The organism is Pseudomonas sp. MIS38, assembly GCF_019891575.1.
Taxonomy (GTDB): Bacteria; Pseudomonadota; Gammaproteobacteria; order Pseudomonadales; family Pseudomonadaceae; genus Aquipseudomonas; species Aquipseudomonas putida_A.
The window spans coordinates 34,095-59,440 of sequence record NZ_JAFLXF010000031.1 but is presented as its reverse complement, the minus strand read 5'-3'; the positions used below and the strand labels follow the sequence as shown (position 1 = coordinate 59,440).

Genomic DNA, 25,346 nt, shown 5'->3' with positions numbered 1-25,346 from the left:
CGAAGGCGGTGTGTCAGTCATCTGATTCGTTAACTGGCACACCGCCTTCGCGAGCAAGCCCGCTCCCACAGGGGGACATTTCCGACAGAGAATTATTCAGTAGCCGTGCGACTCACGGAATTTCTGGTAGTCGTGAAATTCGATCCATTCGACCACATCGTACGGCAGGTAAAGCTGCTGCCGGGCGCGGGAGATGGCGATGTACACGGCGCAGATCCGCTGATCGAACGCGTAGGCGTCCTTGAACTGCACGTTGGTCAGCAGCTCGGGCGTCAGCAGAACCCGGTCGAACTCCATGCCGCCCGCCTCGTGCGCCTGCATCAGCAGGCAGCTTTTGCCGGGGCCGCCGATCATCCGATTGAGCCGGGTCAGGTCAGCGACCTTGAAGCCCTTCTCCAGTTCGGCCTCGACCCACAGAAACGCCTCGTCGAACTGGTTGGCATCGCGCACCTGCTGCCACTTGGGCAGATCGCTGAAATAGCGATGCGGGCCCTTCTCGCTGTGTTCGGCACTGTAGAAGTCGACCCTGAACAGTTCGATGGCGGTGATCATGAAGTGCTCGAGGTCGCGCTGGGCTTTCATGTCGGCAAAGCTGAACAGGCAATTGGCATCGTGCAGCTGCATGGCCCACTTCATGGTGTCCCAAGGGGACGCCGTCAGCACCACGCAACCTTCCGGCGGGACAAAGCCCTGCGGATAAAACTCGATGCCGACGTCAGCTTCACGCGCGCCTTCGAACGGCACCTTGCTCTTTTCCGAGTGCCGGGAAATCAGCGGATTGACCAGACGCTCGACGTTACGACCCGAGCGTACCGAGTAGGTGATATCGCTCTGGCGCACCTCACGCTTTCTTTTCACCAGATCGCGCTCGGCATGCTGATACTCATCCCCAAGCGTGATCAGCACCTGCCGGCCGCGCTCGATAATCTGCAGCAGCGAGGCGGGAATGTCCTGACTCTCGTCAATCAGCACGTGGGTATAACGCGGCGGCACCACGCAGCCCGCAAGGCTCGCCCGTTTGATCAGCAACAAGGCTTCAAAGCCGCTCTGCCGGCCCCACGCCGGGTTGGCCTCAAGGTAAGTCCACACGCGGCTTGAATATTCCAGCAGCACCTTGGACTCAAGGCTGGACAAGGACAGTTTGAAATACGGCAGATGATGCGCCGACAGGCTGTAATCCCGGGAGTGGCAATAGCGCTCGAGGGTTTCCAGACAGACGTTGAGAGTCCTTTGCGCGTCATGCTCGCGAAAGCCGAGGATGCTCAGCTCCTGCGCCAGACTCTGTTTGCTCGCGACTCGGCCGGCGGCGCTTGCCGGCTGTGGCTTGCGCCCATAAATCAGCCCGCGCGCGAACGCCTCAAAGGTGATGCCGGGCTTGCGTTCACTGGCAACGCCCATGCGCTGGCACAGGGTCGCAAGTTTTTCCGGGGTGCGTGCCAGCAACAGGGTTTTCCCGGGGTCCAGGCACTCGGTCAAGGCACCGACCAGGTGGCTCTTGCCGATCCCGGCATAGCCTTGCACGTGCAGGTCTTCATCGAGGTTGGCGCGGAAGGTTCTGACCAGTTTGTCCTGCGCGGCGCTGAGCCAGCGCTCGCGGTGCGCGGGGCTGATCATCTGCTGGCTGAACGGATTGTTGATCGCGTGGTGGCGCGCCTTGAACTCGTCATCCCACTTGCCATCGGGTAGCAGGTAATCCTGCGCCGACACCTCTTCGGCCAACAGCAATCGCAGGTTCAATCCCCTGATGGCGTTCAGGCCGAAGTACAACTGGCGCGGATCGAACAGCCGTTGCGCCTCGGACAGCAGCCCTGCCCCGCCATCGACCGCCCAGGCGATCAGGCGCGCCAGCACCTTCTCCGCCGCTGCGGCGGTGAGATCCTTTTCGGTGGCCTGAGCCAGATTCTGGATGACCAGCACGGCGGCCAGCTGCGCATCCGTCAACTCGCCGAGGTTTTTTGCGCCATCGGGCTGCAACAGGCTGGCGCAGGTCTCATCCGTCACGGGCAAGTACACGGCGGTGGATAAATCGTGATGTTCCGGGTGCATACAACCTCGTAGCCAGGGCGCGAACTTGTCAACGACGCGCGCAGCAAGACGGTGGAGTATGCCACTGTTCAACCTTGGTGGCTGAACAGGCATCGGGGGGCAGCCTTCGCGAGCAGGCTCGCTCCCACAGGGGCTGGTGTGAAAGCCCAAATCGCGGGCATAAAAAAACCGCAGTGGGCGAAACCCATGCAGTTCTGTTGAAGCGTTCTTCGTTCGTTAAGGTGGTAACCCCACCAGCCACACCCCGGCACACAATGTTCCCGCTGTGGCTGCTGCCTTCCGGCTCTGACCAGGTTCACGGGTAATCGTTGCGGGGGGACCGATGGGGTCACCATAACGACACTCACCTGTCGGCGAGCCGCGCCATTGTACCTATCTGAAGCGAAGTTACAACCGTTGGTTTCAGATTAAAAATATGAAGGGCTTCAAGCACTTGCTATTGCGCCTGTAACACCTCGTCCGCCTTGCCGCCCGCCTGCTGGATCACCAGATGGATGAAGTGCAACTTGGCAATCGCCGCCGCCGGCAGCACGAACGGGTAGAAATCCGGCTGCCCCATGCTGCGTGACAGCTCGTTGAGCATGCCCGCCAGTTCGATCCAGGCGTTGACGAACGACAGGAACGCCGCGCCGCCGGGATGCTCCGGGTCATACAGTGTGCTCGGTGGAAACGGCTGATAGTCGAAGTCCATTTCCCGCGCACTCATGCCGAAACCCAGCGCGGTATCCACCGCATCCATCATGTGCAGGTAATGCGCCCAGGTTTCCGCCCAATCTTCCCATGGGTGCATGGTCGCGTAGGCGCTGACGTAGTGTTGCGGCCAGTCCAGCGGTGCGCCTTGCTGGTAGTGACGGTCGAGCGCTTCGGCGTAACTGGCGCGCTCGTCGCCGAACAGGTTGCGGAAAGGTTCAAGCCACGGCCCATTGGCGATCAGTCGATCCCAATAATAATGCCCGACCTCATGCCGAAAATGCCCGAGCAGCGTGCGATAGGGCTCATGCATCGCCGCCCGGATCTGCTCGCGATGGGCGTCGTCGGCTTCTTTGATGTCGAGGGTGATCAGGCCGTTGGCGTGGCCGGTCATCGGCGCGTTGCCTTCGAGGTCGACGCCGATGAAGTCGAAGGCCAGACCGGTGGCCTCATCCACGGTTTTCGGGATGACCGGCAGGCCGAGGGTGATCAGTTGCGCCACCAGCCGGCGCTTGGCGATTTCGACTTTGCGCCAGCGTTCGGGGTTTTCCGGCACTGAGAGGTCGGGGATGGTGCGGTTGAGGCTGCAGGCGATGCACAGGCTGTCGTGGCCGTTATCCGGCAGCAGCCAGTTGCACGCGGCGGGAGTGTCGAGGTTGGCGCAGCGACGAAACAGTCCGGCGTCGGGATCGGCATCGAGTGTCCAACTGCCGTCCTGTGGCCCGGGCTGCAACGAGGTCAGGCGACTTTCTTCAGGCTGATAGCCCAACAAGGCGCTGCAAGCCAGACACTGACTGTTGCGAAAGAACAGCGACTGGCCGCAGCGGCACGGCCAGATTTTGCTGTTGCGTGAAGATTCGCCCATGAACGGCGCGACGATGCGAGAACTGAGCTGCTCGAAAAAGCGGTACATGGCGATCTCTCCCTGGGGCTTGCCAAGACTAGATCATTGCCGAGCCGACATCGTTCCGAATACTCCACGGCTATTGGCCGATACCACCCTTGTGGTGAGGGGATTTAGCGAAACGTCGCACCGCCCCGATGGGTTGCGAAGCAGCCCCAAATCCTAAAACTCGGTTGAATCAGACAAACCGTGTGCTCAGGCTTTACGACTGCTGCGCAGCCGGTCGGGGATAAATCCCCTCACTACAGGTTTGAGCCCTATCAGGCAGAAATGCCATGGGTTTTGAGGAACGCGATAAACGCCTCTTCATCCATCACCTTCACCCCCAGTTCATTGGCCTTGGTCAGCTTCGAGCCAGCACCCGGCCCTGCGACCACACAATGAGTTTTCGCCGATACCGAGCCGGCGACCTTGGCGCCGAGGCTTTCCAGGTGTTCTTTGGCCACATCACGGCTCATCAATTCGACCTTGCCGGTCAGCACCCAGGTTTCGCCGGACAGCGGCAGGCCTTCGACGACTTTCTTCTCGCTCAGCCAGTGCATGCCGAAATCCCGCAGCTGTTTCTCGGCGGCCTCGGCGATCAGCCGATGCTCGGGCACAGCAAAAAACTCGCGCACCGAATTGGCCTGCTTCTCCGGTAGCGCCTGACGCATGTCCAGCCAGTCGGCATTCATCACTGCGTCCAGCGAATCGAATTTGTCCGCCAGTTTCTGCGCGCCGCCCGGGCCGACAAAGGGAATGTGCAGCTTGTCGAGCAGACCACCGAGGGTCGTGCTGGCGGCAAATTCGGCGCCGAGTTCACCCTGATCCTGAATCTGCAGGCCATGCCCCAACAACTCGGTGATCACCTGCTGGTTGTGTGCATCTTCAAAGAAGCTGTGAATCTCGTGCGCCACTTCCAGGCCGATGTCCGGCAGGTAGGTCAGCACTTGCGGCAACGCCTGCTGCACGCGCTCCAGCGAACCCAGCGAGCGCGCCAACACCTTGGCCGTCTCCTCGCCGACGTCGGGAATGCCCAGCGCATAAATGAACCGCGCCAGTCCCGGTTGCTTGCTGTCTTCAATCGCCGCCAACAGCTTGTTGCTGGAGACCTCGGCGAAGCCTTCCAGATCGACAATGTCGTCGAACTTCAACGCGTACAGATCGGCCGGCGAGCTGACCAGACCTTCATCGACCAGTTGCTCGACGCTCTTGTCGCCAAGGCCTTCGATGTCCATCGCCCGGCGCGAGACGAAGTGAATGATCGCCTGCTTCAGTTGCGCGCCACAGGCCAGACGGCCAACGCAGCGGTACACCGCACCTTCACTGATGGTTTCCTTGCCTTTGCTGCGCTTGACCAGTTGCGTGCGCTCGACATGGGAGCCGCAGACCGGGCAATTCTCTGGAATCGCTACAGGACGAGCATTCTCCGGGCGACGTTCGGTGACCACTTGCACCACCTGCGGGATCACGTCACCGGCGCGACGGATGATCACCGTGTCGCCGATCATCAGGCCCAGGCGCGCCACTTCATCCATGTTGTGCAGGGTCGCGTTGGCGACGGTGACGCCGGCGACCTTGACCGGTTTCAACCGCGCCACCGGAGTGACCGCGCCGGTGCGACCGACCTGGAATTCCACGTCGAGCAGTTCGGTGAGTTCTTCCATCGCCGGGAATTTGTGCGCGATCGCCCAGCGCGGTTCGCGGGCACGGAAGCCCAGCTCGCGCTGATCGGCGATGCTGTTGACCTTGAACACCACACCGTCGATTTCGTAGGCCAGCGCGTTACGCCGCTCACCGATGTCGCGGTAGTAATCCAGGCACTCGCCGATGCCTTTGGCCAGCTTCAGCTCGTGGCTGATCGGCATGCCCCACTTCTGCAATTGCTTGAGGTTGCCGATGTGAGTATCGGAGATATCGTGGGAGACCTGACCGATGCCGTAGCAGCAGAATTCCAGCGGGCGATTGGCGGTGATCTTCGAATCCAGCTGACGCAGGCTGCCGGCAGCGGCGTTGCGCGGGTTGGCGAAGGTCTTGCCGCCGACTTCCAGTTGCGAGGCGTTGAGGCGCTCGAAACCGGCCTTGGACATGAACACTTCCCCGCGCACTTCGAGGGTCGCCGGCCAGCCTGTGCCGTGCAGCTTCAACGGGATGTTGCGCACGGTGCGCACGTTGACGCTGATGTCTTCACCGGTGGTGCCGTCGCCACGGGTGGCGCCACGCACCAGCACGCCGTCCTGATACAGCAGGCTGACCGCCAGGCCATCGAGTTTCGGCTCGCAGCTGTATTCCACCGCCGCGCCGCCACCGAACAGATCACCGGCCGGCAGATCCAGACCTTCGGTCACCCGGCGGTCGAACTCGCGCATGTCGGTTTCTTCGAAGGCGTTGCCGAGGCTGAGCATCGGCACTTCGTGACGCACCTGGGTGAACGCGGTCAGTGCCACGCTGCCGACACGCTGGGTCGGCGAGTCGCTGGTGATCAGTTCCGGATTGGCCGCTTCCAGTGCCTTGAGCTCGTGGAACAACCGGTCGTACTCGGCGTCCGGAATGCTCGGCTCGTCGAGGACGTGGTAACGGTAGTTGTGCTGATCGAGTTCAGCGCGCAGCTCTAGAATGCGGTTTTTGGCGGCGGTCATGGGTGTTCTCTCATAAAGCAAAAGAGCAGCCGAGGCTGCTCAATCTTCTAAATCACAATAGCTCAAGGCTATGGACATTGTGGCGAGGGAGCTTGCTCCCGCTGGGCTGCGAAGCAGCCCAATACCATCCACCGTGTTGCATCAGGCACAACCCGGTTGCAGGATTTACGGCGGCTTCGCCACCGAGCGGGAGCAAGCTCCCTCGCCACAACTGCGCTCTGGCCTTAGCGCTTCTGGGTCAGGGCGCGGCGTTCGAATTCGACGATGCGCTGACGGTAGTGCTCGATAGTCTGTGCGGTCAGCACACTGCGCTGGTCGTCTTTCAGCTCGCCGTTCAGCTCTTGGGACAGCTTGCGTGCTGCCGCCACCATCACGTCGAAGGCCTGCTTCGGATGACGCGGGCCAGGCAGGCCGAGGAAGAAGCTCACCGCCGGGGTGCTGAAATGGTCGATGTCGTCCAGATCGAAGATGCCCGGCTTGACCGCATTGGCCATGGAGAACAGCACTTCACCGTTGCCGGCCATGCTTTCGTGACGGTGGAAAATATCCATCTCGCCAAAACGCAGACCGCTTTCCAGAATATTCTGCAGCAGGGCCGGGCCTTTGAAGCCGGCGGCGTCGCGGCAGATCACGCTGATCACCAGGACTTCTTCGGCTTGCGGCTGATCCTTGTCGGCCACGGCTGGCGCAGGCTTGCTGTCGTCGACGAAGTCATCATCACGGCTGCTGAAGCTCGGGCCGCCGTCCAGGTCCAGGTCGAGGTTCAGGTCGCCCTGGGCCGGACCGTTGCTGCCGCGCTTGCCACGTTTCGAACCGGATTCGCGAGGCTCGCGTGCTTCGCGGGCCGGCATGCTCACCGACGGCAGATCGTGTTCGTCCAGTTGCGGCTCTTTGTGCGTATCCAGTACGCGGGCCGGGCCCAACAGCTCAGCACTGGTGTCCTCGTCCGGCAGGTTGGACAGACTTCGGTCAAGACGGAATTTCAGTTTTCCCTTGCCGCCGCGCATACGGCGCCAGCCATCGAAAAGAATACCGGCTATCACAATGATGCCGATGACGATCAGCCACTCGCGCAGACCGATTTCCATGTAATCCCGTGCCTCTATAAAAAATGCTGAAAAATAAGGGGTTTACATTGTGCAAACCGCTTTAAAACGTGGCGCCAACTCTATGTTCTGACAGGCGTTTTGCCCACGTATACGAAAAATTGACATTAAACTAGCACGACCAAAGACAACTTTACACCGTCTGTCACATTGGCTTGCGCGAATATGTCGATTGGCCAGCAAGTCGAAGTCGGTAAAAAAGTCCTACAGACTACTCATACCCTTCCGACACCACGCTGACTCAGGCGTCCACCATCGCCATCGCCTCCTCGACATCCACTGCAACCAGTCGCGAACAACCCGGCTCGTGCATCGTCACGCCCATCAGTTGATCGGCCATTTCCATGGCGATCTTGTTGTGGGTGATATAGATGAACTGCACGGTCTGCGACATCTCTTTAACCAATCGTGCGTAGCGTCCAACGTTAGCGTCATCCAGTGGCGCGTCAACTTCATCGAGCATGCAGAACGGCGCCGGATTCAATTTGAAGATCGCAAAAACCAGTGCCAGTGCGGTCAGGGCTTTTTCCCCGCCAGAGAGCAAATGGATGGTGCTGTTCTTCTTTCCTGGCGGCCGCGCCATGATCGTCACCCCTGTATCGAGTAGATCTTCGCCCGTCAGTTCCAAATACGCGCTGCCACCACCGAAAACTTTCGGGAAAAGCGCCTGTAATCCGCCATTGATCTGATCAAAAGTATCCTTGAAGCGGTTACGGGTTTCCTTGTCGATCTTGCGAATGACGTTTTCCAGGGTCTCCAATGCTTCGACCAGATCGGCGTCCTGCGCATCCAGATAACGTTTACGCTCGGATTGTTGCGTGTATTCGTCGATGGCCGCGAGGTTGATCGCACCCAGGCGCTGAATCCGCGCATTGATCCGTTCGAGTTCTTCTTCGGCGGCGCGTTCACTGGCCTCAGGCGTCAAGGTCGCGAGCACGCCATTGAGATCGTAGCCGTCTTCGAGCAATTGATCCTGCAACGCCTTGCGCCGCACGGTCAGCGCTTGCCATTCCATGCGCTGCTGTTCGAGCTGGCCACGGATCAATTGCGATTGCTGCTCGGCCTGGGTCCGGCGTTTTTCCGCCTCGCGCAGTTCGCGGTCGGCGTCTTCCAGCGCAATCTGCGCAGTCTTCAGTTCTTCGTCGACGGTCATGCGCTTGTCGAGCAGCTCTTCGAGTTTCAGGCGCAGCTCTTCCAGCGGTGCCTCGCCCTCCTCCAGATTCAGACTCAACTGTTCGCGTTTTTCGGTCAGGCGCTCGGCCTGCATCTCCAGACGTTCCAACGCCTGACGCGTGGAATCGTGCTGCGCGCGCAACGAGCCGAGACGCACCGCCAGTTGATGGGCGTGATCCTTGTGCTGGCGGGCTTCCTGGCGCACGCGATCAAGGCGTTCTCGCAGGCTGTCACGCTGAGCCAGCAGCAACTCGCGCTGCTCGGTATCCAGCGCCATGGCGTCGAGCGCTTCCTGCAATTGCATGCGCGCTTCGCCGATCTGCTCGTGTTCCAGTTCGCGTTGCTCGCCGAGTTCGATCAGCTCCTCATCGAGTCGGGTGCGGCGCAGCGTCAGCTGTTCAGCCTTGGCTTTACCGGCGGACAACTGGGCTTTCAATTCACCTTGGGAGCGGGCTTCGTCCTGCAGCAAACGGCGCAAGTGTTCGCGGCCGTTTTCCTGCTGCCGCTGTTGCGCCCGCAGGGTTTGCAGACGGGTTTCCATGGCTTCGACCGTGGCTTCGCGCTCTTCGCGTTCGACCTGCAGCGTCTCGATTTCCTGGCCACGGGCAAGCATGCCGCTCTCGGCTTCACTGGCGCGACGCACCCGCAGGAAGTGTCGACCAACCCAGTAACCGTCGCGACTGATCAGGCTCTGCCCGGCACTCAACTGGCCGCGCAGGGCCAACGCCTGTTCAAGGCTGTCGACCGGTTTGACCTGGCCGAGCCACGGCGACAGATCGATCTGCGCCTCGACTTTATCCAGCAGGCTGCCCGCCACTCGCACACCATCGCTGGCGGGGCTGAGCAGGCGCAGATCGCCTTGGGTGAAACCGGACAGATCGAAGCCGTTGAAGTCGTCCACCAGCACCGCTTGCAGATCGGCGCCGAGCACGGTTTCCACCGCCAGCTCCCAACCGGCCTCGACCTTCAAGCCTTCGGCGAGACGCGGCCGTTCGGCGAGGTTGTGTTCCTTCAGCCATTCGGCGGTGCCGGTGCCCGGGTCGAGCGCGGCTTGCTGCAAGGCTTCCAGCGACGCCAGTCGCCCGTTGAGGCGCTGCAAATCGCCCTGCGCCTGCTGCTGCGCGGTCAGTGCCTGCTGCAATTCCTGACGCAGTTGTTCCAGTTTTTCGACCTGCGCTTCTTCGCTGGTCTGCAAATCTTCGAGGGTCGCCTCGGATTCGGCGAGCTGCTCGTTGAGCGCCATGATCGCCGCGTCTTCCGGGTCGGCGGAAAGCAGATCGCGCTCTTCGGCGAGACGCTTTTGCCGATCGGCAAGACGCTCCATGCTGGTTTCCAGCTGCTGGATCCGTGACTGCTGCACCTCAGCCTGACGCCGTGGTTCGGCGGCGGTCAGGTTGAAGGTGTCCCACTGCTCCTGCCAGCCGTGCATGACGCTTTCGGAATCTTCCAGCGCAGCGGCGGCTTCTTCGGCAGCGGCGCTGGTGACTTCCTGCTCGGGGGTGAGCATGTCCAGCTCTTCGCCGAGGGTCAGCAGCAGCGTGCGGTCGTGGCCCAGGTGCGATTCGGTTTCCAGACGCGCGCGCTCGGCTTCTTTCAGATCGTCCTGCAACTGGCGCAAGCGCTGCTGGCCGTGCTGGATACTCTGCTCGACCCGGGCGATGTCGCCGCCGACCGAATAGAAGCGTCCCTGCACCAGATTGAAGCGCTCGGACAGTTCGTGGTGCCCGTCGCGCAGCCGCTCGATAGCCGCATCGGCATTGCGCTGCTCGGCAACCAGCGCTTCGAAACTGACTTCCTGGGTGCCGATGATCGACTCGCGCTGGCCGACCTGATCGTTCAGATCCTGCCAGCGCAGGGCCGACAGTTGCGCCTTGAGCTGGCGCTCTTCGGATTTGTATTCCTGATACTTCTTGGCGGACTCGGCCTGCCGGTGCAAACGTTCGAGCTGACGCTCAAGCTCTTCACGCAGGTCGGTCAGACGCGCAAGGTTTTCGTGGGTGCGGCGGATGCGGTTTTCGGTCTCGCGCCGGCGCTCCTTGTACTTGGAGATGCCCGCCGCTTCTTCGATAAAGTTGCGCAGGTCTTCCGGTTTGGCTTCGATCAGCTTGGAGATCATCCCCTGCTCGATGATCGAGTAGCTGCGCGGGCCGAGGCCGGTGCCGAGGAAGATGTCGGTGATGTCGCGACGGCGGCATTTGGCGCCGTTGAGGAAATAGCTGTTCTGGCTGTCGCGGGTGACTTTGCGGCGAATGGAGATCTCGGCGTAAGCCGCGTACTCGCCGACCAGCGTGCCGTCGGAGTTGTCGAACACCAGTTCGATGCTCGCCTGGCTCACCGGTTTGCGGCTGGTCGAGCCGTTGAAGATGACGTCGGTCATCGACTCGCCACGCAGGTTTTTCGCCGAACTCTCGCCCATCACCCAGCGTACGGCGTCGATAATGTTCGACTTGCCGCAACCGTTCGGCCCGACGACCGCCGCCATGTTACTGGGGAAGTTCACCGTGGTCGGGTCGACGAAGGACTTGAACCCCGCCAGTTTGATGCACTTCAGCCGCACGCTCAGGCAACCGTCAGGGCGGAGACCACCAGATCGCAGCTGCGCTGGGCGTAAGCCGTCAGCACGATGCGGATCTGCGGCAAATCACGGGCGAGCACAGCGGCCAGCAGGCGTTCGAACAGTTCGAGAAACTCGCTCATTTCGGCCTTGCGCTGTTCGAGGGCGAGGAAATAGGCACGGCTCATGGCCGGCTGCAGGTTCTCGACGGTCTCTTGCAGGTACGGGTTGTTGGCAAACGGGTACGCAGCGCGCATCACGGCGAAGCTGTCGTCGACGAAGGTGCGGATGTCCTGACGCTCGTAGCTGGCGGTCAGGCGCTGCTGGATCTGCACGAACGGCGCCATGTCGGCCTGGATCTGCCAGCCATTGGCGACCGCATTGCCGAGCAGGATGTACAGCTCGCTCATCAGCGTGCACAGGCTCTGCACCTTGTGCGCGGTGAGTTCGGTGACATGGGCGCCACGTCGCGGCAGGATCGCGATCAGGTGACGGCGCTCGAGGATCAGCAGGGCTTCGCGGACCGATCCGCGGCTGACATTGAGGGCCAGCGTGACCTTCTGTTCCTGAATGCGCTCTCCCGGCTTCATTTCGCCGCGAATGATGCGTTCGGCGAGGTGGTGAGCAATTTGCTCGGCGAGGCTGTCCGGCGCCTTGAACGTCATGGTTGTCCTTCAAACTCTTCGATCTGCACAAGCGGCGCAGTGTAGCGCAAATGCAGGTGCATGGCGGAGTGCCCGCACGGCGCTTTTTGGCACGATTCAAGCAAAAAGGCAGTGGATCCGCTCAGGGTCAATACTCAATAGAGCACGCGTTAATCGACAAAACCGTTTTTCCTGACCTTTAAGTCAGAAAACCATTGACCGAAAAGTCAGACCTGCTAAATTCGGTTGAAGTCGGTTAACAACAATAATGAGTCTGCGAGGCCTTCCGTGATCCAGTTTTTACTTAACCAGGAACTCCGTAGCGAGCACGCCCTGGACCCGAATCTGACCGTGCTCAATTACCTGCGCGAACACGTGGGCAAATCCGGCACCAAAGAAGGCTGCGCCAGCGGCGACTGTGGCGCCTGCACCGTAGTGGTCGGCGAGTTGCAAACGGATGACGCCGGCCGCGAACACATTCGCTATCGCAGCCTCAACTCGTGCCTGACCTTTGTTTCGTCGCTGCACGGCAAACAACTGATCAGCGTCGAAGACCTCAAGCACCAGGGCGAACTGCACAGCGTGCAGAAAGCCATGGTCGAGTGCCACGGCTCGCAGTGCGGCTTCTGCACCCCCGGCTTCGTCATGTCGCTGTTCGCCCTGCAAAAGAACAGCGATGCACCGGATCCGGCCAAGGCGCACGAAGCGCTGGCCGGCAACCTCTGCCGCTGCACCGGCTACCGGCCGATCCTCGCCGCCGCCGAGCAATCCTGCTGTGGCAAGCAACCGGACCAGTTCGACGCCCGCGAAGCCGAGACCATCGCCCGCCTCAAAGCCATCGCCCCGACCGATATCGGTGAACTCAATAGTGGCGACAAGCGTTGCCTGGTGCCGCTGACCGTCGCCGATCTGGCCGATCTGTATGACGCTTACCCACAAGCGCGGCTGCTGGCCGGCGGCACCGATCTGGCGCTGGAAGTCACCCAGTTCCATCGCACCCTGCCGGTGATGATCTACGTCGGCAACGTCGCCGAAATGAAGCGCATCGAAACCTTCGACGACCGCATCGAAATCGGTGCCGCCACCGCCCTCTCCGACTGCTACGAAGCGCTGACCGCCGAATACCCGGACTTCGGCGAACTGCTGCACCGCTTCGCCTCGCTGCAGATCCGCAACCAGGGCACCCTCGGCGGCAACATCGGCAACGCCTCGCCGATCGGTGACTCGCCACCGCTGCTGATCGCCCTCGGCGCGCAAGTGGTGCTGTGCAAAGGCGAAACCCGGCGCACGCTGAACCTGGAAGATTACTTCATCGACTACAAGGTCACCGCCCGTCAGGAAAGCGAGTTCATCGAGAAGATCATCGTCCCGCGTGCCACGGCCGAGCAGCGCTTTCGCGCCTACAAAGTCTCCAAGCGTCTGGACGATGACATCTCCGCCGTCTGCGCCGCATTCAATCTGCGCGTGGAAAACGGCGTGATCAGCGATGCGCGCATGGCGTTCGGCGGCATGGCCGCGATTCCGAAACGCGCCGCCCACTGCGAAGCCGTGCTGCTCGGCCAGCCGTTCAACAACGCTGTAATCGAACGCGCCTGCACTGCGCTGGCCGAAGACTTCACGCCGCTCTCGGACTTCCGCGCCAGCAAGGAATATCGCCTGCTCAGCGCACAGAACCTGCTGCGCAAATACTTCATCGAACTGCAAACACCGCACATCGAGACTCGGGTGACCGCTTATGTCTAACCATCACGCCGTAGAGAAGACCCAAGCCGAATTGGCGGAACTGTTTGCCAAGGACCTGACCACCGGTGTCGGCCGCAGCGTCAAGCACGACAGCGCCGCCAAGCATGTGTCCGGTGAAGCGCAGTACATCGATGATCGTCTGGAATTTCCCAATCAACTGCACGTTTACGCACGGCTCTCGGACCGCGCCCACGCGAAAATCATCAGCATCGACACCAAGCCCTGCTACGCCTTCGAAGGCGTGCGCATTGCGATCACCCACGAAGACGTGCCGGGCCTGAAAGACATCGGCCCGCTGCTGCCGGGCGATCCGCTGCTGGCCATCGATGACGTGCAGTTCGTCGGTCAGCCAGTGCTGGCCGTGGCCGCGAAAGACCTGGAAACCGCGCGCAAAGCGGCGATGGCGGCGATCATCGAGTACGAGGATCTGGAGCCGGTGCTGGACGTGGTCGAAGCCTTGCGCAAACGCCACTTCGTGCTCGACAGCCACACCCATCAGCGTGGCGATTCGGCTTCGGCATTGGCCACCGCCGAACATCGCATTCAAGGCACGCTGCACATCGGCGGTCAGGAACACTTTTATCTGGAAACCCAGATCTCCTCGGTGATGCCCACCGAAGACGGCGGCATGATCGTCTACTGCTCGACGCAGAACCCCACCGAAGTGCAGAAGCTGGTGGCCGAAGTGCTCGACGTGTCGATGAACAAGATCGTCGTCGACATGCGCCGCATGGGCGGTGGTTTCGGCGGCAAGGAAACCCAGGCCGCCAGCCCGGCGTGCCTGTGCGCGGTGATCGCGCACCTCACCGGGCAGCCGACCAAGATGCGCCTGCCACGGGTCGAAGACATGCTGATGACCGGCAAGCGCCACCCGTTTTACGTCGAGTACGACGTCGGCTTCGACAGCACCGGGCGTCTGCACGGGATCAATATGGACCTGGCTGGCAACTGCGGCTGCTCGCCGGACCTGTCAGCGTCGATCGTTGACCGGGCGATGTTCCACTCGGACAACTCGTACTACCTTGGGGACGCGACCATCAATGGTCACCGCTGCAAGACCAACACCGCGTCGAACACTGCCTACCGTGGTTTCGGCGGCCCGCAAGGGATGGTCGCCATCGAAGATGTGATGGACGCGATTGCCCGTCACCTCAACCTCGATCCGCTGGCGGTGCGCAAGGCCAACTACTACGGCAAGACCGAGCGCAACGTCACCCACTACTACCAGACCGTCGAGCACAACATGCTCGAGGAAATGACCGCCGAACTGGAAGAAAGCAGCCAGTACGCCGAGCGCCGCGAAGCGATCCGTCGCTACAACGCCAACAGCCCGATCCTGAAAAAAGGCCTGGCGCTGACCCCGGTGAAGTTCGGCATTTCCTTCACCGCCAGTTTCCTCAATCAGGCCGGCGCGCTGATCCACGTCTACACCGACGGCAGCATCCACCTGAACCACGGCGGCACGGAAATGGGCCAGGGCCTCAACACCAAAGTCGCGCAGGTGGTGGCCGAAGTGTTCCAGGTGGAAATGGATCGGGTGCAGATCACCGCGACCAACACCGACAAAGTGCCGAACACCTCGCCGACTGCGGCCTCCAGCGGCGCTGACCTCAACGGCAAGGCCGCGCAGAACGCCGCCGAGATCATCAAGCAGCGTCTGGTGGAATTCGCCGCGCGGCACTACAAGGTCAGCGAAGAAGACGTGGAATTCCACAACGGCCATGTGCGCGTGCGTGACCACATCATGACCTTCGAGGCGCTGATTCAACTGGCGTATTTCAATCAGGTCTCGCTGTCGAGCACCGGCTTCTACAAGACCCCGAAAATCTACTACGACCGCAGCCAGGCCCGTGGTCGGCCGTTCTACTACTTCGCCTTCGGCGCGGCGTGCTGCGAAGTGATCGTCGACACCCTGACCGGCGAGTACAAGATGCTGCGTACCGACATCCTCCACGACGTCGGCGCCTCGCTGAACCCGGCGATCGACATCGGTCAGGTCGAGGGCGGTTTCGTCCAGGGCATGGGCTGGCTGACCATGGAGGAGCTGGTCTGGAACAACAAGGGCAAGCTGATGACCAACGGCCCGGCCAGCTACAAGATCCCGGCCGTGGCAGACATGCCGCTGGACCTGCGGGTGAAACTGGTGGAAAACCGCAAGAACCCGGAAGACACGGTGTTCCATTCCAAGGCTGTGGGTGAGCCGCCGTTCATGCTCGGGATTGCCGCGTGGTGCGCGATCAAGGACGCGGTGGCGAGCCTCGGTGACTATAAGCATCAGCCGCAGATCGATGCGCCTGCGACCCCGGAGCGGGTGTTGTGGGGCTGTGAGCAGATGCGCCAGCTCAAGACGGTGAAAGCGGTCGAAGCTGAAACCGAGTTGGCTCCGCTCTAGGGACCGAGGTGCGGCCATTCGCGAGCAAGCTCGCTCCCACAGGGATATGTGCTGACTGTTGGACTTGTGCAAATCCAATGTGGGAGCGAGCTTGCTCGCGAATAGGCCCGAACAGACAACGATGTTGTAGGGGTGAACTATGTACAACTGGATCGACGCCCTCGCCGACCTGCAGAACCAGGGCGAACCCTGTGTTCTGGTGACGATCATCGAAGAACTCGGCTCGACCCCGCGCAACGCCGGCTCGAAGATGGTCGTCAGCGCGAAACAGACCTTCGACACCATCGGTGGCGGGCATCTGGAATACAAAGCCATGCAGATCGCCCGCGAGATGCTCGCCAGCGGCAAGCAGGACACCCATCTGGAGCGCTTCAGCCTCGGCGCCAGCCTCGGCCAGTGCTGCGGTGGCGCCACCGTGTTGCTGTTCGAACCGATGGGCCAGGTGCAGGCGCAGATCGCGGTGTTCGGCGCCGGGCACGTCGGCCGTGCGCTGGTACCGTTGCTCGCCAGCCTGCCGTGCCGGGTGCGCTGGATCGATTCGCGGGGAGAGGAATTCCCCGAACAGATCCCCCACGGCGTGCGTAAAATCGTCGCCGAAGAGCCTGTGGATGAAATCGACGATCTGCCCGCCGGCAGCTATTGCATCGTCATGACCCACAACCATCAGCTCGACCTGGAACTCACTGCCGCGATTCTCAAGCGCGACGACTTCGCTTACTTCGGCCTGATCGGTTCGAAGACCAAACGGGCCAAGTTCGAACATCGCCTGCGTGATCGCGGTTTCGACAGCGGCGTCGTGCAACGCATGCGCTGCCCGATGGGCATTGGCGAAGTCAAAGGCAAACTGCCTGTGGAAATCGCCATCTCTATCGCCGGCGAAATCATCGCCACCTATAACGCCAATTTCGGCCAGCACAGCGCCAGCGCCGAACCGATTGCCAGACTGCTGCCGGTTTCGCGGCGCAGTCAGGCCGCCAAACTCAAAGCCTCAAACTGATTAGAGAACCCTCATGCCTCTGACTCGCAAAGCCTACCGCGCCGCCATCCTGCACAGCATCGCCGACCCCGCCGAAGTCGGGATCGAAGCCTCCTACGAATATTTCGAGGACGGCCTGCTGGTGGTCGATGGCGGCAAGATCAGCGCCCTCGGCCACGCCAGCGACCTGCTGCCGACCCTGCCGGCGGACATCGAGATCACCCACTATCAGGACGCGCTGATCACCCCGGGCTTCATCGACACCCACATCCACCTGCCGCAAACCGGCATGGTCGGGGCCTACGGCGAGCAACTGCTGGACTGGCTCAACACCTACACCTTCCCGTGCGAAAGCCAGTTCGGTGACAAGGCCCACGCCGACGACGTGGCCGATATCTTTATCAAGGAGCTGCTGCGCAACGGCACCACCACCGCGCTGGTATTCGGCAGCGTGCACCCGCAATCGGTGAACTCGTTCTTCGAGGCCGCCGAGAAGCTCGACCTGCGGATGATCGCCGGCAAGGTGATGATGGACCGCAACGCGCCGGACTATCTGACCGACACCGCCGAATCGAGCTACGTCGAGAGCAAAGCGCTGATCGAACGCTGGCATGGCAAGGGCCGCCTGCACTACGCGGTCACCCCGCGTTTCGCTCCTACCAGCACCCCGGAGCAACTGACCCTCGCCGGCCAACTGTTGACCGAATACCCGGATCTGTACATGCAGACCCACATCAGCGAAAACCTCAAGGAAATCGAGTGGGTCAAGGAACTGTTCCCGGAGCGCAAGGGCTATCTGGACGTTTACGATCACTACCAACTGCTCGGCGAGCGCTCGGTGTTCGCCCACGGCGTGCACCTGTGCGACGACGAATGCGCGCGACTGGCGGAAACCGGCTCGGCGATCTCGTTCTGCCCGACCTCGAACTTCTTCCTCGGCAGCGGCCTGTTCAACCTGCCGATGGCCGAGAAGCACAAGCTCAACGTCGGTCTCGGCACTGACGTCGGCGGCGGCACCAGTTTCTCGCTGCTGCAAACGCTGAACGAAGCCTACAAAGTCATGCAGCTGCAGGGCGCGCGGTTGAGTCCGTTCAAGTCGCTGTACTTGGCGACGCTGGGCGGTGCGCGGGCACTGCGTCTGGAAGACAAGATCGGCAACCTGCAACCGGGTTCCGATGCGGACTTCCTGGTGCTGGACTACAACGCCACGCCACTGCTGAGCTATCGCCTGAAACAGGCTAACAACATTGCTGAAACGTTGTTTGTGCTGATGACACTGGGGGATGACCGCACGGTGCAGCAGACGTATGCGGCAGGGGCTTTGGTGCATCAGCGCTGAGTTTTCCCGAGGCATAAAAAATCCCCCGGTGGTGTTAGCCCCGGGGGATTTTTGTTGCCTATCAGACCGTATTCGCGAGCAAGCCCGCTCCCACAGGGGATCTCAGTCGATGCCAAATTTTATATTCACTGAAGATCCAATGTGGGAGCGGGCTTGCTCGCGAAGGCCGCGACTCGGTATCAGTCAGAGTTTCGCCGCAGGGCGCCCAGGCTTCTTGGTCTGCAACAAATGCGAGAACACCGCATGCAAATCATCCGACGCACTCTCCTCATCGAGGTTGAGCTTGCTGTCGATGTGATCCATGTGATGCATCATCAGGTCCACTGCCAGCTCACCGTTGCGCGCTTCGATGGCGTCGATCAACTGAGTGTGCTCGTCGTAGGAGCAATGCGAGCGGTTGCCGCTTTCATACTGGGCGATGATCAGCGAGGTCTGCGAGACCAGGCTGCGCTGGAAGCTGATCAGTGGCGCGTTCTTCGCCGCTTCGGCGAGTTTCAGGTGGAATTCGCCCGACAGACGGATACCGGCACCGCGATCGCCACGGGAGAAACTGTCGCGCTCGTCGTTGACCATCTGGCGCAATTCGGCAATCTGCTCGGCGGTGGCGTGCTGCACGGCCAGTTCGGTGATCGCGCGCTCCACCAGACGGCGGGCCATGAACACCTGACGCGCTTCTTCAACGCTCGGGCTGGCGACGACCGCGCCACGGTTCGGCCGCAACAGCACCACGCCTTCATGGGCCAGACGCGACAGCGCGCGGCGAATGATGGTGCGGCTGACCCCGAAGATTTCCCCCAGCGCTTCTTCGCTCAATTTTGTGCCGGGCGCCAGACGCTGTTCGAGGATGGCCTCGAAGATATGCGCATAGACAATATCGTCCTGGGTTCCGCTGCGGCCGGCTTTGCCTGCTCGCGGTTGTTTCTTGAGGGGTTGCAACTGTTCGTTCATGGGCACTCGAGTCGGGAGAACTGCGGCGAATAGACCGTGACTGTAATACGGCACAGTAGGTCGCTGGCAAGTATCGCGTAAAAAACAGCGCGATTGTACACAATGGATGGTGGCAACACGACTGTATGGCTGTTTGTGTCCACGGCTGTATTGCAACGATCCGTTACGATTGAGTTTAGGCTTGATCGCAGAATCCGCTGCCAGAACAAAAATCCCCCTGTGGGAGCGGGCTTGCTCGCGAAGGCGGCGTGTCAGGCGACATCTGCCTTGAATGACCCACCGCTTTCGCGAGCAAGCCCGCTCCCACTGGGTTCAGCGTTGCTACGACATCTCCATCTGTATAAGGAACACCGCCGTCATGAACGACGCCACCTACACCCGCCTGCGCCCCCTCGCCGACACTTCGCCTTCGGCGATCGTCGCCGGTTTTATCGCGATGATGACCGGCTACACCAGTTCGCTGGTGCTGATGTTCCAGGCCGGGCAAGCGGCGGGCCTGAGCAGCGGGCAGATTTCCTCGTGGATCTGGGCGATCTCGATCGGTATGGCGGTGTGCTCGATCGGCCTGTCGCTGCGCTATCGCACGCCAATCACCATCGCCTGGTCGACGCCCGGCGCGGCGTTGTTGATCACCAGCCTCGGCGGCGTCAGCTACGGCGAGGCCATTGGCGCCTACATCACCTGCGCGGTGCTGGTGACCATTTGCGGGCTGACCGGCAGCTTCGAACGCTTGGTGAAGAAGATCCCGGCGTCGCTGGCGGCAGCGTTGCTGGCGGGGATTCTGTTCAAGATCGGCAGCGAAATCTTCGTCGCCGCGCAACACCGCACCGGGCTGGTGCTGGGGATGTTCTTCACTTATTTGCTGGTCAAACGCCTGTCACCGCGTTACGCGGTACTGGCTGCGCTACTGATCGGCACTGCGCTGTCAGGTTTCATGGGGCTGCTGGATTTCAGCGGTTTCCATCTGGAACTGGCGACGCCAGTCTGGACCACCCCGCACTTCTCGCTGGCCGCAACCATCAGCATCGGCATTCCGTTGTTCGTGGTGGCGATGACTTCGCAGAACATGCCCGGCATCGCCGTACTGCGCGCCGACGGCTACAACGTGCCCGCCTCGCCACTGATCACCAGCACCGGCATCGCCTCGCTGTTGCTGGCGCCATTCGGCTCCCACGGCATCAACCTCGCGGCGATCAGCGCGGCGATCTGTACCGGGCCGCACGCCCATGAGGATCGCAACAAACGCTACACCGCCGCCGTCTGGTGCGGGATTTTTTACGGGATTGCCGGCGTATTCGGCGCTACGTTGGCGGCGCTGTTTGCCGCGTTGCCAAAAGAACTGGTGCTGTCGATTGCCGCGCTGGCGCTGTTCGGTTCGATCATCAACGGCCTGAGCATTGCCATGACCGAAGTGAAGGAACGCGAGGCGGCGCTGATCACCTTTATGGTCACGGCGTCGGGGTTGACGCTGTTTTCCATCGGCTCGGCGTTCTGGGGGATTGTCGCGGGGGTTTTGACGTTACTGATTTTGAATTGGCGTAAAGCCCAGGCATAAAAAAACGGCGACCCTCAGGTCGCCGTTTTTTTCAGTATCACTTAGCCGCGTTGATCGGCTTTTCCGGATACCAAACGTCCAGCAGCGGGCTGATTTCAGTAGAAGTCAGCTCGGAGCGGGTTTTCAGCCAGGCTTCAACAGCAGCACGCTGCTCTTCGGAGACCGAACCACGCTTCTGCAGGCAAACCAGACCGAAGTCGTCGCCGCCGACATAGCCCAGACCGTTGGCTTCCATGGCTTCTTTGATGAATGCTTCGAGGAAAGCGTCAATGGCTTCTTCGGACAGGTCTTCTTTGAAGCCCAGGTTCAGTTCGAAACCCAGCTCTTGAAATTCATCGACGCACAGTTTTTTGCGCAGACGCTGGGAACGGTTAGTCGCCATTGGAACAATCCTCTTAAGTAATAACGGCCGGCACTTTACCAGTTTAAGCGGTCAATTGCCCGACTCTCTGGGCGCTGAGGCCGACCGCCTGTAAAAAAAATAACGAAATGGCCGCCCCGGGCAAGGCACAAGCTGTTACACCTTGGGGCATAATGCCGACACTTTCATGACCACTGAGGGCTTTTTCATCCATGCCCTCGTTATTTTTCCCCTCTTCTGCAGGGTTTTATTTCATATGATCAAATCGTTGCGTCCTCTCTTTCTCGCCGGCCTTCTTCTGCCCCTGGCCCTGCCGGTTGCCGCTGCCACTATCAATACCGCCCTCACCCCTAACGTCGAAAAAGCCCTCAAGGCCAGCAAGCTGCAGCCGACTGCACTGTCGCTGGTGATGATTCCGCTCGACGGCCCGGGCAATCCGACCGTGTATAACGCCGACGTCTCGGTCAACCCGGCCTCGACCATGAAACTGGTCACCACCTACGCCTCGCTGGAAATGCTCGGCCCCAACCATCAGTGGAAAACCGAGTTCTACACCGACGGCGACCTCAGTGGCGGCATTCTCAACGGCAACCTGTACCTCAAGGGTGGCGGCGATCCGAAGCTGAACATGGAAAAACTCTGGCTGCTGATGCGCGACCTGCGTGCCAACGGCGTGACCCAGGTCACCGGCGATCTGATCCTCGACCGCAGCTTCTTCATCCAGCCGCAACTGCCCGAGTTCAACGACGACGGCAATGACGAGAACAAGCCGTTCCTGGTCAAACCCGACTCGCTGCTGGTCAACCTCAAGGCCCTGCGCTTCGTCGCGCGTAATGACGGGGGCCGAGTACTGATCTCGGTGGAGCCGCCGATTGCCAGCGTGCGCATCGAAAACACGGTCAAGGCGCTCAACTCCAAGCAGTGCACCGGTGGCGTTCGCTACAACCCGGTAACCCAGGCTGACGGCAGCGTGACCGTGACTGTCGCCGGTCAGCTGGGCGAAGGCTGCAGCTCGCAGACTTATCTGTCGCTGCTTGACCACGCGACCTACACCGCCGGTGCCGTGCGCGCGATCTGGAAAGAACTGGGCGGCAGCATCCAGGGCAAGGATCGCCTCGCCGCGACCCCGAGCAGCGCCAAGCTGCTGGCCCGCGCGTACTCACCGGATCTGGCGGAAATCATCCGCGACATCAACAAATACAGTAACAACACCATGGCTCAGCAGCTGTTCCTGAGCCTCGGTCAGAAGTACCGCAACGAAGCCGACGGTGATGACGCCAAGGCTGCGCAACGCGTGGTTCGCCAGTGGCTGGCGAAGAAAGGCATCACCGCGCCGCACCTGGTGATGGAGAACGGCTCCGGGCTGTCGCGCGCCGAACGCGTCAGCGCCCGCGAGATGGCCAACATGCTGCAAGCCGCCTGGCACAGCCCGTACGCCGCCGAGTACATCAGCTCGCTGCCGATTGCCGGCACCGACGGCACCATGCGCAAACGCCTGAAGACCACCGCGATGCGCGGCGAGGCCCACGTCAAGACCGGCACCCTGAACACCGTGCGCGCCATCGCCGGCTTCAGCCGCGACGTCAACGGCAACACCTGGGCGGTGGTGGCGATCCTCAACGACAAGGCCCCGTTCGGCGCGTCGTCGGTGCTGGATCAGGTGCTGCTGGACCTGTACAAGCAGCCGCGCCTGCCGCAGACCGCTTCGGCCCTGTAAAAACACAGCCGCTCTAATGTGGGAGCGGGCTTGCTCGCGAAGGCGTCAGATCAGTCAGTATTTTTGCTGGATGACACACCGCTTTCGCGAGCAAGCCCGCTCCCACAGGTAGATCGTGCCAAGGCTCAGCTCATCTGCTCGACCCGATCGCGCCCGCCCTGCTTCGCCGCATACACCCCCGAATCCGCGCGCAGCAGCAGCGCATCCGCGCCCTCCCCCGGGCGCCAGCTGGCGATGCCGAAACTGGCCGTCACCACCCCGACCACATCCACCGGCGCACTGCGCAGGCCTTGCCACAACTCCACCGCCAGCATGTACGCATGCTCGCCGTCGATGTCCGGGCACAGCACCATGAACTCTTCGCCGCCGAGACGACAGAACACATCAGTCCGCCGTAAACGATGGCCGATGCGCTCGCACACCGCCTGCAGCACCCGGTCGCCCACGGCATGGCCGTACTGGTCGTTGATGCGTTTGAAGTGGTCGATGTCGAGCATGATCACCGACAGCTCGCCACCGCCGCGTTCGACCCGGGCCATTTCGGTGGTCAGGCGTTCCTGGAAGTAGCGGCGGTTGTGGATGCCGGTCAGCGAGTCGGTGACCGACAGCGCCCGCAATTCCTCTTCCACCCGTTTCAAGTCGGAAATGTCCGAGATGTAGCCGTGCCACAGCACGCCGCCGCCCGGCAGCTCTTCCGGCGTTGCCTCGCCGCGCACCCAGCGCAGGCCGCGCTCGGGCAACTGCACACGGTATTCCTCGCGCCATGGGCTGAGGCTGTCTGCCGAAGCACGGATCGAGCTGCGCACTCGCGAGACGTCTTGTGGATGGATGCGGGTGAAAATCGCCTCGGCATTGAGCAGCAGCACGTCCGGCTCCAGCTCGTAGATCTCGCGGATGCCATCGCTGGCGTAGATCACGCTGAAGCGCCCGTCGAACTCCATCTTGAATTGGTAGATGCCGCCGGGCACGTGGGCGCTGAGCTTTTTCAGCAATACATCGCGCGCCGCCAGCGCTTCGTGCACGCGCTTGCGCTCGGTGATGTCGATGCAGATCGCCAGATGCCCGACCCACAAACCCTGCTCATCGAGCACCGGGGTGGCGAGCATGTTCACCGGCAGATGACTGCCGTCGCTGCGCACCAGCGTCCATTCGCGCGCCTCATGACCGCCGACCTCGCCGCCCTCGACCAACATCGCGTGGCAGGTCGGAATGCTCTTGCCGTAACGCGCACTCAACTCCGCCGAACGCGCCGCCAGCTCTCGCGGCAGATGCAGGTTTTCCAGGGTCATGTGCCCGACCACATCGGCGCTGCTGTAGCCGAGCATCTGTTCGGCGCCGGGGTTGAAGGTGTTGATCACCCCGCGCAGGTCGGTGGCGATGATTGCCACCTGGGTTGCGGCATTCAGCACGCCACGCAACTGACCGTGGGTGCCGCGCAATTCCTGCTCGCGGGCGTGCAGTTCCTGCGTGCGCAGTTCGACCATGCGCAAGGCGCGCTGGCGTTGACTGACCAGCACGTAAAGCAGTGCGCTGAGCAACAGACTCAGCAGCGCCCCCAGCACCACCAGGCTGCTGATTGACGAATGGTTGGCCTGCAGAAACGCTTCGCTGGGCTGCATATCCACTTGATAGTCATGGTCGGCCATGCGCAACAGACGTGTGGCGGACAGATCACTGGCCCCGGCCTGGTTGGCGGACTCGTAGAGCACTTCATGCTGTTCATCGGTGGACAGGTCGAGAATGCGGACATTGAGGAAATCCTGGTGCTCCTCCGGCAGTCCGTCGGCCAGCAACTGCTGCATGCTGATCACCGCCATCACATAGCCTTGCGGCGGCCCTTTCAGCGCCCCTTCACGGGTGACCGGCGCCAGCAGCAAGACGCCCCGGGCATACGCCGGATCAATCCCCACCAGATGCAATGGCTGCGACACCACCATGTGCCCGGTGCGGTCGGCGCGTTCCAGCGTCGCCCGGCGCAACGGTTGCGCCAGCAAGTCGTAACCCAGCGGCGTGGGCAAGCGGCTGAGGCTCTGGGTGTAGATCACCGGTACGTATTCGGGGCGATCAGCGGCGGTCTGCAACTGATCGTCAGCGTTCAGTTCACGAAAGGTGAAGGTACTGAAGCCTTCGTTACGCACGGCCTGTTCGACCGCCGGGCGTTCGGCACGGCTGACCCGCGGCGCATAGGAATAGGCCTGGGTGCGTAATAGAAGCGGTTTGGCATAGCCGTCGAATTCGCTGCGTGAGACCGAATCGGAGTTGGCGAAGAAACGGCGCAGGCCGTCGAGACGCTGTTCCTGATCCTGGAAACGTTCTTCGATGCGGCTGTAACGCTCATTGGCCAGCAGCTGGAAGCGTTGGCGCAGTTGATGGTGAAACTGATTGAGGGTGGCCCAGGCGAGCAGCCCCGTAAGAATCCCGCCGGCGAGCAATACCAGCAGCGCGACCAGCCAGGCCGAGACGTCTTCGCTGATAAAACCCAGAATCTTCGGGCGCACGGGGTGCAACGACATAGGGGCAACTCACGACGCCATTGTTTCGGGGGGAAAACCCCATTGGCCATGAGTTGAGTTATAGCTA

Annotated in this window: 15 protein-coding genes and 1 other RNA gene; 6 read left to right on the top strand and 10 right to left on the bottom strand. The window is 61.5% G+C overall.

Features of this window, described 5'->3' with window-relative positions; genetic code table 11:
- Window positions 1–96: 96 nt before the first annotated feature.
- The 7 genes from J1G18_RS26255 to J1G18_RS26225 form a co-directional block, all read right to left on the bottom strand.
- Window positions 97–2,046, bottom strand: coding sequence for a hypothetical protein (locus J1G18_RS26255; protein WP_223009220.1), 1,950 nt, complete (start codon window positions 2,044–2,046; stop codon window positions 97–99).
- 228 nt (window positions 2,047–2,274) lie between these two features.
- An RNA gene (gene ffs, locus J1G18_RS26250) (signal recognition particle sRNA small type) lies at window positions 2,275–2,371 on the bottom strand.
- Window positions 2,372–2,482: 111 nt separating this feature from the next.
- Window positions 2,483–3,649, bottom strand: a complete 1,167-nt coding sequence (locus J1G18_RS26245; RefSeq protein ID WP_139055680.1) for a putative zinc-binding metallopeptidase — start codon at window positions 3,647–3,649, stop codon at window positions 2,483–2,485.
- Between the two features lie 251 nt (window positions 3,650–3,900).
- A complete protein-coding gene (gene ligA, locus J1G18_RS26240; protein ID WP_223009217.1) occupies window positions 3,901–6,258 on the bottom strand; it encodes an NAD-dependent DNA ligase LigA in 2,358 nt (785 codons plus the stop codon).
- 224 nt (window positions 6,259–6,482) lie between these two features.
- A complete protein-coding gene (gene zipA, locus J1G18_RS26235) occupies window positions 6,483–7,346 on the bottom strand; it encodes a cell division protein ZipA (RefSeq protein ID WP_027613270.1) in 864 nt (287 codons plus the stop codon).
- A 259-nt stretch (window positions 7,347–7,605) separates the two neighbouring features.
- Window positions 7,606–11,094, bottom strand: coding sequence for a chromosome segregation protein SMC (gene smc / locus J1G18_RS26230; RefSeq protein ID WP_223009214.1), 3,489 nt, complete (start codon window positions 11,092–11,094; stop codon window positions 7,606–7,608).
- 2 nt (window positions 11,095–11,096) lie between these two features.
- Window positions 11,097–11,756 (bottom strand): GntR family transcriptional regulator, encoded by a 660-nt coding sequence (locus tag J1G18_RS26225; RefSeq protein WP_134785863.1) that lies wholly within the window; start codon window positions 11,754–11,756, stop codon window positions 11,097–11,099.
- Window positions 11,757–12,023: 267 nt separating this feature from the next.
- Between J1G18_RS26225 and xdhA the strand changes: the two genes are divergently transcribed.
- The 4 genes from xdhA to guaD all read left to right on the top strand — a co-directional run bounded on the left by xdhA (window position 12,024) and on the right by guaD (window position 18,185).
- Window positions 12,024–13,478 carry a xanthine dehydrogenase small subunit gene (gene xdhA, locus J1G18_RS26220; RefSeq protein ID WP_223009212.1) on the top strand — a complete coding sequence of 485 codons (1,455 nt, stop codon included), beginning with the start codon at window positions 12,024–12,026 and terminating at the stop codon, window positions 13,476–13,478.
- The gene (xdhB, locus tag J1G18_RS26215; protein WP_223009210.1) at window positions 13,471–15,870 is read left to right on the top strand and encodes a xanthine dehydrogenase molybdopterin binding subunit; all 2,400 of its coding nucleotides are present in this window, start codon (window positions 13,471–13,473) and stop codon (window positions 15,868–15,870) included. Before xdhA ends, xdhB begins: the two co-directional genes overlap by 8 nt.
- Before the next feature lie 139 nt (window positions 15,871–16,009).
- Entirely contained in the window at window positions 16,010–16,867 is an 858-nt protein-coding gene (gene xdhC, locus J1G18_RS26210) for a xanthine dehydrogenase accessory protein XdhC (protein ID WP_139055674.1), read from the top strand.
- Between the two features lie 13 nt (window positions 16,868–16,880).
- Window positions 16,881–18,185, top strand: a complete 1,305-nt coding sequence (guaD, locus tag J1G18_RS26205; RefSeq protein WP_223009207.1) for a guanine deaminase — start codon at window positions 16,881–16,883, stop codon at window positions 18,183–18,185.
- 183 nt (window positions 18,186–18,368) lie between these two features.
- On the opposite strand, the gene J1G18_RS26200 is transcribed toward guaD, so the two are convergent.
- Window positions 18,369–19,133 carry a GntR family transcriptional regulator gene (locus J1G18_RS26200; RefSeq protein ID WP_007961054.1) on the bottom strand — a complete coding sequence of 255 codons (765 nt, stop codon included), beginning with the start codon at window positions 19,131–19,133 and terminating at the stop codon, window positions 18,369–18,371.
- Window positions 19,134–19,491: 358 nt separating this feature from the next.
- On the opposite strand from J1G18_RS26200, the gene J1G18_RS26195 reads away from it, so the two are divergent.
- On the top strand, window positions 19,492–20,688 hold the full coding sequence (locus J1G18_RS26195; protein WP_097087620.1) for a benzoate/H(+) symporter BenE family transporter: 1,197 nt from the start codon (window positions 19,492–19,494) through the stop codon (window positions 20,686–20,688).
- 37 nt (window positions 20,689–20,725) lie between these two features.
- Here J1G18_RS26195 and J1G18_RS26190 read toward each other — a convergent pair whose 3' ends face one another.
- Window positions 20,726–21,070 (bottom strand): YggL family protein, encoded by a 345-nt coding sequence (locus tag J1G18_RS26190; RefSeq protein WP_007952029.1) that lies wholly within the window; start codon window positions 21,068–21,070, stop codon window positions 20,726–20,728.
- Window positions 21,071–21,305: 235 nt separating this feature from the next.
- Between J1G18_RS26190 and dacB the strand changes: the two genes are divergently transcribed.
- Complete coding sequence (gene dacB / locus J1G18_RS26185; RefSeq protein WP_139055672.1) at window positions 21,306–22,766, top strand: D-alanyl-D-alanine carboxypeptidase/D-alanyl-D-alanine-endopeptidase; 1,461 nt, start codon at window positions 21,306–21,308, stop codon at window positions 22,764–22,766.
- Window positions 22,767–22,891: 125 nt separating this feature from the next.
- Here dacB and J1G18_RS26180 read toward each other — a convergent pair whose 3' ends face one another.
- Window positions 22,892–25,279 (bottom strand): diguanylate cyclase, encoded by a 2,388-nt coding sequence (locus J1G18_RS26180; protein WP_210557467.1) that lies wholly within the window; start codon window positions 25,277–25,279, stop codon window positions 22,892–22,894.
- Window positions 25,280–25,346: the final 67 nt, after the last annotated feature.